The 9,213-nt window shown below is 64.9% G+C and carries 9 protein-coding genes; 1 reads left to right on the top strand and 8 read right to left on the bottom strand.

Annotated features, from left to right (window positions below; translation table 11 throughout):
* Positions 1 to 292 precede the first annotated feature (292 nt).
* The 6 genes from dmpG to JYP50_RS06935 all read right to left on the bottom strand — a co-directional run bounded on the left by dmpG (position 293) and on the right by JYP50_RS06935 (position 6,949).
* Positions 293 to 1,330, bottom strand: coding sequence for a 4-hydroxy-2-oxovalerate aldolase (dmpG, locus tag JYP50_RS06960; RefSeq protein ID WP_206559756.1), 1,038 nt, complete (start codon positions 1,328 to 1,330; stop codon positions 293 to 295).
* Positions 1,331 to 1,873: 543 nt separating this feature from the next.
* Positions 1,874 to 2,782, bottom strand: coding sequence for an acetaldehyde dehydrogenase (acetylating) (locus tag JYP50_RS06955; protein WP_206559755.1), 909 nt, complete (start codon positions 2,780 to 2,782; stop codon positions 1,874 to 1,876).
* Positions 2,783 to 3,104: 322 nt separating this feature from the next.
* Positions 3,105 to 3,893: a fumarylacetoacetate hydrolase family protein gene (locus tag JYP50_RS06950; RefSeq protein WP_206559754.1), complete on the bottom strand. Its 789-nt coding sequence runs from the start codon at positions 3,891 to 3,893 to the stop codon at positions 3,105 to 3,107.
* Positions 3,886 to 4,719: an alpha/beta fold hydrolase gene (locus JYP50_RS06945; protein WP_206559753.1), complete on the bottom strand. Its 834-nt coding sequence runs from the start codon at positions 4,717 to 4,719 to the stop codon at positions 3,886 to 3,888. Before JYP50_RS06945 ends, JYP50_RS06950 begins: the two co-directional genes overlap by 8 nt.
* Before the next feature lie 16 nt (positions 4,720 to 4,735).
* Positions 4,736 to 5,962 carry an acyl-CoA dehydrogenase family protein gene (locus JYP50_RS06940; RefSeq protein ID WP_241262882.1) on the bottom strand — a complete coding sequence of 409 codons (1,227 nt, stop codon included), beginning with the start codon at positions 5,960 to 5,962 and terminating at the stop codon, positions 4,736 to 4,738.
* A gap of 126 nt (positions 5,963 to 6,088) precedes the next feature.
* Complete coding sequence (locus JYP50_RS06935; protein ID WP_206559752.1) at positions 6,089 to 6,949, bottom strand: SDR family NAD(P)-dependent oxidoreductase; 861 nt, start codon at positions 6,947 to 6,949, stop codon at positions 6,089 to 6,091.
* Positions 6,950 to 7,106: 157 nt separating this feature from the next.
* Here JYP50_RS06935 and JYP50_RS06930 point away from each other — a divergent pair, with 157 nt between their 5' ends.
* Positions 7,107 to 7,883 (top strand): trypsin-like serine peptidase, encoded by a 777-nt coding sequence (locus JYP50_RS06930; protein ID WP_206559751.1) that lies wholly within the window; start codon positions 7,107 to 7,109, stop codon positions 7,881 to 7,883.
* A 47-nt stretch (positions 7,884 to 7,930) separates the two neighbouring features.
* Here the strand turns inward: JYP50_RS06930 and JYP50_RS06925 are convergent, their stop codons facing one another.
* Complete coding sequence (locus tag JYP50_RS06925) at positions 7,931 to 8,884, bottom strand: rhodanese-related sulfurtransferase (protein ID WP_431311291.1); 954 nt, start codon at positions 8,882 to 8,884, stop codon at positions 7,931 to 7,933.
* Entirely contained in the window at positions 8,884 to 9,210 is a 327-nt protein-coding gene (locus tag JYP50_RS06920; protein WP_206559750.1) for a BolA family protein, read from the bottom strand. The genes JYP50_RS06925 and JYP50_RS06920 overlap by 1 nt, the downstream gene beginning before the upstream one ends.
* Between the last annotated feature and the right edge of the window lie 3 nt (positions 9,211 to 9,213).

The following is a 9,213-nucleotide window of genomic DNA, read 5'->3' as shown; positions in this document are numbered from 1 at the left end:
TGTGTTAGTATGTGCCAAGGCTTAAATCCTCTGGTTTTTATAGTGTTTGGTCGCACAATCATTGTATCAACCAGCCAGGGTTTAAGCCTTTTTTATTTCAAACTGTGGGACAGCAGTGGGGTCAGATCCCTTTATTGAGGACCCCGTAAAAAAGGGCTCTGACCCCTTATTATGTCACCGTTGTAGGGCCGAATTTATTCGGCCATTGAAGCCGTGAGCACTTTTTTGGTCGAATAAATTCGACCCTACAGGGGGGGGGGAATACCCCGCAAAAAAAGGGGTCACCCCTTTTCTAGGCTTGGGCAGTGTCGCGTTCTTTGACCATGTCGAGGGCGAGGTCCTCGATCATGTCTTCCTGGCCGCCGACGGTGCGGCGGCGGCCGAGTTCCACCAGGATGTCGCGGGCGGAGAGTTGGTACTTGGCCGCGGCGCGCTTGGCGAACAGCAGGAAGGAGGAGTACACACCGGCCCAACCCAGGGTCAGGGAATCCCGGTCCACCCGCACCATGTGGTCCATCAGCGGCACGATTTGGTCCTCGGCGATGTCCATGGCCTTGAACAGATCGACCCCGGTCTCCACGCCCATGCGGTCGCACACGGCCAGGAACACTTCCAGCGGCGTGTTGCCGGCGCCGGCGCCGAGCCCCGCGAGGGAGCCGTCGATGCGCGTGGCCCCGGCCTCCACCGCCGCCAGAGAGTTGGCGATGCCCATGGCCAGGTTGTGATGGCCGTGGAAGCCGATTTCGGTGGCCGGGTCGAGTTGTTCCCGGGCCAGCGCGACCCGCGCGGTGACGTCGTCGGGCAGCATGTAGCCGGCGGAGTCGGTGATGTAGACGCAGTTGGCGCCGTAGCCTTCCATGAGTTTAAGCTGTTCGACGAGCGCTTCGGGGGAGATCATGTGCGCCATCATGAGGAAGCCGACGGTATCGAGGCCGTCGATTTTAGCGGCCATCTGCAGGTGCTGCTCGGAGACGTCGGCCTCGCTGCAGTGGGTGGCGACGCGGATGGTGCCGATGCCGCAGTCGACGGCCATTTTGAGGTGATCGACGGTGCCGATGCCGGGCAGTAGCAGGGCCGACACTTTGCTGTTTTTGACGGCGTCGCAGACGGCGCTAAGGTATTCCTGGTCGGTGTTGGCGGGGAAGCCGTAGTTGACCGAGGCGCCCCCGAGGCCGTCGCCGTGGGTGACTTCGATCAGCGGGATACCGGCGGCATCCATCGCCACGGCGATGTCGACCATTTGCTCGACGGTGATCTGGTGCTGCTTGGGATGCATTCCGTCGCGCAGGCACATGTCGTGAACGGTGATTTTCTTGCCTTTCAGATCCATGGTTGTGTCTCTCTTTCTGTGTCTGGTTTCTTTGCCGGTTGTTTGCCGTTCCATTCTCCGGCCAGGGTGTTCTTTCCCTAATTTCAACTCGGCTGTGTCTGACCCGTCGTCGACCTGGGGCGTACTTAACTCGGCACCGAGACGGAGGGGAACGCTTCAGGACACGCACACAAGTACGTCCATGTAGGCTCGTCGGCGGCCGTCCATGGCCGCCGACGGTCCTTACGCGTCCCCCTCCGCCTCGGCGCCTCCTCTAAGAGGATGCTTCGGCATCGGGCTTCGATTCCGGCAAAAACGAAGCGCAAAAACTTTACACTCGCCCGTAACAAGGCCGCGGCGCGGTGGGGTGCCCGTAGCGACCGTGTGCGACATGGATGTCGCAGACGAGCCCCCATGGACGGGTTCACGGCGAGTCGCGTAGGGCACCCCACCGTGTCGCGGCCGCATGGCGAAGTGCCTCATCTCGGGTCCGAAAGCGCTGCGCCCGGAAGCTAGGTATTACAGGGGCCGTGGCTAAAACCACCTGGACCACCTGCTCAAGGATCAAGCAGCAGTCGGCACAAAGTTCCCCGCCAGAATCTCCTGCGCGTACATCTCCGCCGTGCGCAACCCCGCCGCCGTCATAATGTCCAGGTTCCCCGCGTACTTCGGCAGGAAATCCCCCAGGCCTTCCACCTCCATAAAAATCGACACCCGCTTGCCGTCAAACACCGGCCCGTTCTTCAGCGTGTAGCCCGGCACATACTTCTGCACCTCCGCCACCATCTCGTCCACCGACCGGCGGATCGCATCTTCGTCCGGCTCATCCACCGTCAGGCAGTGGATCGTATCGCGCATAATCAGCGGCGGCTCCGCCGGATTGATAATAATGATCGCCTTGCCCGACTGCGCGCCGCCCACCTGCTCAATGCCCCGGGACGTCGTGCGGGTAAACTCGTCGATATTCTTGCGCGTACCCGGACCGGCGCTCTTGCTGCTCACCGTCGCCACGATCTCCGCGTAGGACACCGGCTGCACCCGGCTCACCGCCGCCACCAGCGGGATCGTCGCCTGGCCGCCGCAGGTCACCATATTCACATTCATCTTGCGCTCGGCCACCGCGTGGGCCAGGTTCACCGGCGGCACGCAGAACGGCCCGATGGCCGCCGGGGTCAGGTCGATCATCACCGCGCCCTGCTCGTTGACCTTGCGGCTGTTCTCCGCGTGCACGTAGGCGCTGGTGGCGTCGAAGCAGATCTGCACGCCGTCGGCCTTGATGTGTGGCACCAGGCCGTCGACACCCTCGGCGGTGGTTTTGATACCCAGCTCCTTCGCCCGCGCCAGGCCCGGGGAGTCGGGGACCACGCCCACCATCCACACCGGTTCGATCACCTCGCTGCGCATCGCCTTCATCAACAGGTCGGTGCCGATATTGCCCGGGCCGATGATGGCGGCTTTGATTTTCTGGCTCATGGTTTTGTGTTTCCTCTCAATTCGGGTGGTCGAATGAATTCGACCCTACAAGTGCCGATTACCCTCCGGGTGGTCGAATGAATTCGACCCTACAAGTGCCGATTACCCTCCGGGTGGTCGAATGAATTCGACCCTACAAGTGTCGATTACCCTCCGGGTGGTCGAATGAATTCGACCCTACAAGTGCCGATTACCCTCCGGGTGGTCGAATGAATTCGACCCTACAAGGGGGCTGTCGCTCCTGTAGGGTCGGTTTCAACCGACCGCTTTGCCGGGGCCGGCCGTGCAATGGGCCTGGACTCCAGCTTTCAATGTCGGCGCACTACACAAAGCGGCAACTGCAGCCGCCGACACCCTCGATCTCCAGGCTCATCTCATCGCCGGCCACCACCGGAATCAGCGGCGCCAGTGAGCCGGAGAGGATCACCTCGCCCGCCTTGAAGGGGATACCGAACTCGCCCAGGGTGTTGGCCAGCCAGGCCACCGCGGTCAGCGGGTTGCCCTGCACCGCGCTGCCCAGGCCCTCGCTGTGGAACTCGCCGTTCTTGTAAATGCGCATCTTCAGGTTCGGCAAATCAAAATCCCGCGGGTCGACCTCGTTGGCCCCCAGCACGTAAACACCGCAGGAGGCGTTATCCGCCACCGTGTCCTGAATCTTGATTTGCCAGTCATCAATGCGCGAGTCCACGATCTCGAAACAGGGCATGATGGACTCCGTGGCCTCCAGCACATCCCGCTCGGTCACCCCGGGCCCCCGCAGGTCGCGCTTGAGGCGGAAGGCGATCTCCCCCTCCGCCCGCGGCTGGATCAGGTTGCCGGCGACGGGGATATCCGCCCCGTCGGGATAGACCATCGCATCGGTGAGAAAACCGAAGTCCGGCTGGAACACGCCGAGCATTTCCTGCACCGGCGCGCTGGTGACGCCGATCTTCTTGCCGACGATGGTCTCGCCGTCGCGCGCCACCCGCTGGTTCACCATGTGCAGGCTGATGTGGTAGGCGTCGTCGATGGTGATGTCCGCCTCGCGATCAGTCAGCGGCGACACGGTGCCGCCGGCGCGCAGGGCGGCGTAGAGTTCCTCGCCCAGTTCGGCGATGCGTTGCTTATCCATGTTGTACGAAATCCAGACAGGCGCGGTTGAACATGCCCTCGTGTTCCACCATGACCCAGTGACCGCACTCGGTGACGAGGATAAGGCGCAGATGGCGCAGGTTTTTGGCCATGGTCATGATGCCGTTTTCGGGCATCATCTGTTCGTCCATGCCCCAGAAGCCGAGCACCGGGCAGTCGATCTCGCCCAGGCGATCGGTCAGGTTGGGAATCTGCATGGTGGCCATGACATGCCCGTTCATGATCTCCATGATCTGCATGCGCTCTTGCACCAGTTCGTCGGTGGCGTACTGCGGGTCGTACATCAGGCCAGTGGCGAACAGGTCCTTCATCACCTCGTGGGTGACCGGCTCGCCGGAACCGAATACCTGGAACACCTTCTGCATGCCGGGCATGGCCTGGTACTCGGGCAGATCGCTCAGGCCGCCCGGGGCCATCAACACCAGCTTCTCCACCAGCGCCGGATATTCCAGCGCCAGGCCCAGGGCCACCGCGCCGCCGAGGGAGTTGCCCACCAGGGTGCAGCGCTCGACCCCGGCCACGTCCAGGGTCTGCTTGATGCACTCGACGAAGAAGGCCAGCGGGTGGTCCACGTCATCGGGCTTGTCGGAATACCCGTAACCGATGTGATCGGGCACGATGCAGCGGTAACCGGCGTCCACGAGGAAGGGATAATTGCCCTTGAAGTTGCTGTAGCCGCTGGCCCCCGGCCCGGAGCCGTGGAGGAACACCACCACCTCCCCCTGGCCCTCGTCGAGGTAGTGGATGCGGTAGCCGTTGGCGCAGTCCGCGTACTTGCCCTCGGGTAGACGCCCGATCGTTGCCATAGTGTTCTCCTTGTCCTTAAACCGCGAAGTCCAGGTTGTCCTCGCCGAACAGCACCCCGCCCATATTGATGGCGAAGGGGTTGGTGTGGTTGGCCACGTGGGCCTGGCTGGCCAGGATGTCCAGGTGGCGCGCCAGCAGCTCGCTGCCGTGGCGAATACCGGAGCTGCCCGCGGCCTTGAGCATCTTGCCCGACAGGTCGACACAGCGGTCGGCCACCACCGCCGAGTCGTAGCGGTAGCGCACCCGGTCCTCCACCGGAATGGGCTCGCCGGCGCGGTTGCAGTCCATCATGGCGTCGAAGTTGCGCACCATGGTCAGCTTCATCTCCTCGATGGAGGCCTTCACCTCCGCCGCCAGTTTGCGGGCGAAGGGGTCGTCGCTCATTTTCATCGGCCCCACGCGGCGGGTCTTGGCCACCTCGATATAGCTGTCCAGGGAGCCCTGCAGGGCGCCGAGGGAGGCGGTGCACACCGCGCGCACGAACACCTGCATGAAGGGCATGCGGTAGAGCGGCGCGGTGTTGACCTTGTTGCCGGGGTTGTCGCAGAGGTAGCCGTCCATCGACTTGTGGGTGCGGTGCTCGGGCACGAAGGCCTTGTCCACGCGGATGTCGTGGCTGCCGGTGCCCTGCAGGCCGACCACGTCCCAGTTGTCGACGATTTCGTAGTCACTGCGCGGCACCAGGAAGGTGCGGTAGTTGGCCATGTCGAAGGGCGCGTCCGGAGTCGGCACCACGGCGCCGAGAAAGGCCCATTCGCAGTGCTCGCTGCCGGAGGAGAAGCTCCACTGGCCGCTGAGGCGGTAACCGCCGTCCACCACCTCGACCTTGCCCACCGGCGCGTAGGACGAGGAAATCAGTACCGTCGGGTCGTCGGCCCACACGTCCTGCGCCGCCCGGTCGTCGAACACCGCCAGCTGCCAGTTGTGCACCGCCACCACGCCCAGCACCCAGGCGCTGGACATGCAGTGCCTCGCCACTTCCAGGCCGACCGTGTAGAACACCTGGGGATCCATGGCGTAGCCGCCCCATTGTTCCGGCTGCAGGATCTTGAAAAAGCCCGCCCGGTGAAAGTCGGCGATGGTGGCCGCCGGCACCTTGCGCTCGGCCTTGCACTGGGCCGCGCGCTCGCGCAGCGCGGGGGCCATGGCCCGGGCCGCGGCGATCAGTTCTTTGGCCCGGGGGGAGTCCAGTCCGTAGGGGTTCATGGCGTTGCCTTGTGTCAGGGTTTCTTGTGCTGTCATCGCTCTGCTCCTGGAAGGTCGGGTGCAATGCTGTTTATTAAACGTCGGTGGCGACAGGGTCTCATCCTCTATTTGGGGTATCGGGCAAAACCTCGCGACCTAAAAAAGCGATTTTTTATAACCAGTCTACTCAATCACCGCATCGCCGAACTCGGTCGGCGGCCCGAAAAAGGCCCGGTGGGAGGGCCGCGGCTCGCCGTCGATATCGACCACGCCGTAGTCCTGCGCCAGCTCCGCCACGATGTGCACGCGACCGCTGCGCTCCATCCGCGCAGGGTCCCGCGAAAGGGCGTCGATCACCCGCCCGGTGAATTCCGGGTGTTCCGAGGTGGCGGCGAGATCGGCGTACTTTTCCGGTTCCGCCTCGAACACACGCTTGGTGCGCTCGGTCAGCAGCAAGCCCATCCACAGCGACACCACCGCCACGTTGTGCGGTTTGAAGTCCACCGCCATGTCGTGGGCCATTTTGTCCACCGCGGCCTTGCCCGCGCCATAGGCGGGGCCGTGCATGTAGATGCGCCCGCCGAAGGAGCTGGTATTGACCACCAGGCCGGCGTCGCTCTTGAGCAGCAGGGGCGCCGCGTACCAGCTGGCGACGTAGTGCGAGCGCATGCCCACATTCCAGATATCGGTCAGGGCTAGCGGCTTTTCCCAGAACGGCCCCGCGTCCACCAGGCCGTCGGGCAGGCAGGTGGCGTTGTTGACCAGGATATCCACCCTGCCCTGTTCCCCGGCAATACGCGCGAACAGCGCTTCGACCTGGCGGTCGTCGGCGTGATCACAGGCCACGGCGATACCCATGCCCCCGGCCGCGGTCACCGCCTCGGCGGTGGCGGCCACGGTGCCGGGCAGCGCCGCCTGCCCCTCTTCCACGGTGCGCCCGGTCACATAGACAATGGCGCCCGCCGCGCCCAGTGCCTCGGCGATACCCTTGCCGGCACCGCGGCTGGCGCCGGTGACCACCGCCACACGCCGATTTTCGTTCATACCCTCTCCCTACACGCTATCTGTACCAACAGGCGAGCTTTACCCCGCGGGGATGCTGCTCTACCATTCCGGGCCAATCCTACTGACCCGCCCCCACAGGGCCAAGCCGACCGGCATCCGGCGGGACCAACATGTTGAGCCAGGTGGGGAAAAAGCCTTGCTAGCCACGAAAATCCAACGCACCGCCCTGCTGCCGCCGCTCCTTGCCGGCGTTTTCGCCGCCGTTTTCACAGTTTCGGCGGCGGCCGACAATGAGGCAGGACAACAGGCCCCCGATCCACGCCGCGCCTACCGGGAGGGTCACTCCCCCGCCTGGCTGCGCGCCGTGGGCCGCCTGGTGGTTCCGGGTATTCGCTACGAAAACGGGCGCCGACGGCACCACACCGAGCGCTGCAGCGCGACCCTGGTCAGCAGCGGGGGGGCGGCCGAGACCATCGTCACCGCCTGGCACTGCCTGGAATACTACGAGGACCTGAGCCAGCGCATTGTGTTCCAGCTGGCGACGAACGCGGGGGACACGGTGGAGATAGAGGCGACGCGACTGGCGGACGGCGGCGGCATGGACGCCGACTGGGCCATCCTGCGCCTGCAGCGCCCGGTCGCGGGCGCGCAGGCGCCGGCGCTGGCGCCGCTCACGAGCGCCGCGGACCCGGCGCTCGATCTGGTGATGGCGGGCTTCAGTCGCGACGAGGGAATCGGCCAGCGCGGCGGCCAGCTCAGTTACGACCCCGCCTGCCGCATTACCGACCGGCAGGCCACCTACATGGACAGCGACTGCCGGGCCTACAAGGGCGCCTCCGGCGGCGCGGTGATTCAGCTCTCCGCCAGCGGCGTGCCGCAACTGGCCGGCGTCATCTCACAGGGCGATGGCGCGGGGTTGAGCCGCTTTATCCCGGTGGCGGCGTTCCGCGCCAGCCTGCGGGCACAGCTGTAGCGCGGGCCACGCGGCTCGCGGCGGCGGCAGACACCCCGGAGGGGGCCTCAGTAACCCTCGCCGCGCTCGGGCTTGGGCTCCTGGCGCGCGGGCGGCGCGGCGCCCACGTGGGCCTCGCCGCGCAGGGCCGCCAGCTCCACCTGTTTCTGGCGCTCGGCGAAACGCGCCTTCTGGTCGTCGCTGAGGCTGTCGTAACAGCGCGGGCAGCACACGCCTTTCTCGTAGAGCCTGGAACGCTTGTCGTCCTCGGTGATCGGGTGGCGGCAGCCGTAGCACTGGTCGTACTGGCCCTTTTCCAGCTGGTGGTTCACCGCCACGCGATTGTCGAACACGAAGCACTCCCCCTCCCAGGTGCTCTGGGCCTCGGGGACCTCCTCCAGGTATTTCAGGATGCCGCCCTTGAGGTGGTACACCTCCTCGAAACCTTCCTTCAACATAAAGGCGGAGGCCTTCTCGCAGCGAATACCGCCGGTGCAGAACATGGCGACTTTCTTGTGCTTCGCGGGGTCCAGCTCGCGGCGCACGTAGCCGGGAAACTCGCGGAATGTCGTGGTGTGCGGGTCGCGGGCGCCGCGAAAGGTGCCAATGCCGTATTCGTAATCGTTGCGGGTATCGATCAGCAGCACCTCCGGGTCCTCCACCAGGGCGTTCCAGTCCCGCGGCTCGACATAGGTGCCCACGCACTGGTTGGGGTCGATGCCCTCGACCCCCATGGTGACGATCTCCCGCTTGAGCTTGACCTTCATGCGGTAGAAAGGCATGTGGTCGTCGTAGGATTCCTTGTGTTCCACATCCACCAGGCGCGGATCGGCCCGCAGCCAGTCGAGTACCGCGTCGATCCCCTCGCGGCTGCCGGCGATGGTGCCGTTGATGCCCTCCGCCGCCAGCAGCAGGGTGCCGCGCGCGCCCGCCGCGAGGCAGGCGTCGAGCAGCGGTTCGCGCAGCTCGTGGTAGTCATCCAGGGCAACGAATTTATACAGCGCCGCTACTACAACTTCCATCAGCCCCGGCCCTCCGCCTTGCTGCCGCCGAGGCAATCCGGCGACTGCCGGCTCTGCTCGTCGCGCGCGCGCCACTCGTCCGGGGTGTACAGGTGTAGGGCCAGGGCGTGGACCGGTCCCTGCATCTGCGCCGCCAGCAGCTGGTAGATGCGCTGGTGGCGCGCCACCTTGCGCTCGCCGTCGAAGCTGTCGCTGACCGCGACCACGCGAAAGTGGGTCTCCGAGTTGGGCGGCACGCTGTGCATGTGGCTCTCGTTGACGACCTCGAGATGCGCCGGTTGCAGCGCAGCCCGCAACCTGGCTTCGATATCCTGTTGCACAACCATGGG

This window comes from Parahaliea mediterranea (assembly GCF_017255185.1).
Lineage (GTDB): Bacteria > Pseudomonadota > Gammaproteobacteria > Pseudomonadales > Halieaceae > JAFKCZ01.
This window is presented reverse-complemented; position numbering and strand designations above follow the sequence as displayed.

Excerpts from the sequence above, each read along its gene's own strand:
- JYP50_RS06920 (WP_206559750.1), bottom strand. The coding sequence starts at position 9,210 with ATGGTTGTGCAACAGGATATCGAAGCCAGGTTGCGGGCTGCGCTGCAA.
- JYP50_RS06945 (WP_206559753.1), bottom strand. The coding sequence starts at position 4,719 with ATGGCAACGATCGGGCGTCTACCCGAGGGCAAGTACGCGGACTGCGCC.
- JYP50_RS06925 (WP_431311291.1), bottom strand. The coding sequence starts at position 8,884 with ATGGAAGTTGTAGTAGCGGCGCTGTATAAATTCGTTGCCCTGGATGAC.
- JYP50_RS06940 (WP_241262882.1), bottom strand. The coding sequence starts at position 5,962 with ATGACAGCACAAGAAACCCTGACACAAGGCAACGCCATGAACCCCTAC.
- dmpG (WP_206559756.1), bottom strand. The coding sequence starts at position 1,330 with ATGGATCTGAAAGGCAAGAAAATCACCGTTCACGACATGTGCCTGCGC.
- JYP50_RS06935 (WP_206559752.1), bottom strand. The coding sequence starts at position 6,949 with ATGAACGAAAATCGGCGTGTGGCGGTGGTCACCGGCGCCAGCCGCGGT.
- JYP50_RS06950 (WP_206559754.1), bottom strand. The coding sequence starts at position 3,893 with ATGGATAAGCAACGCATCGCCGAACTGGGCGAGGAACTCTACGCCGCC.
- JYP50_RS06955 (WP_206559755.1), bottom strand. The coding sequence starts at position 2,782 with ATGAGCCAGAAAATCAAAGCCGCCATCATCGGCCCGGGCAATATCGGC.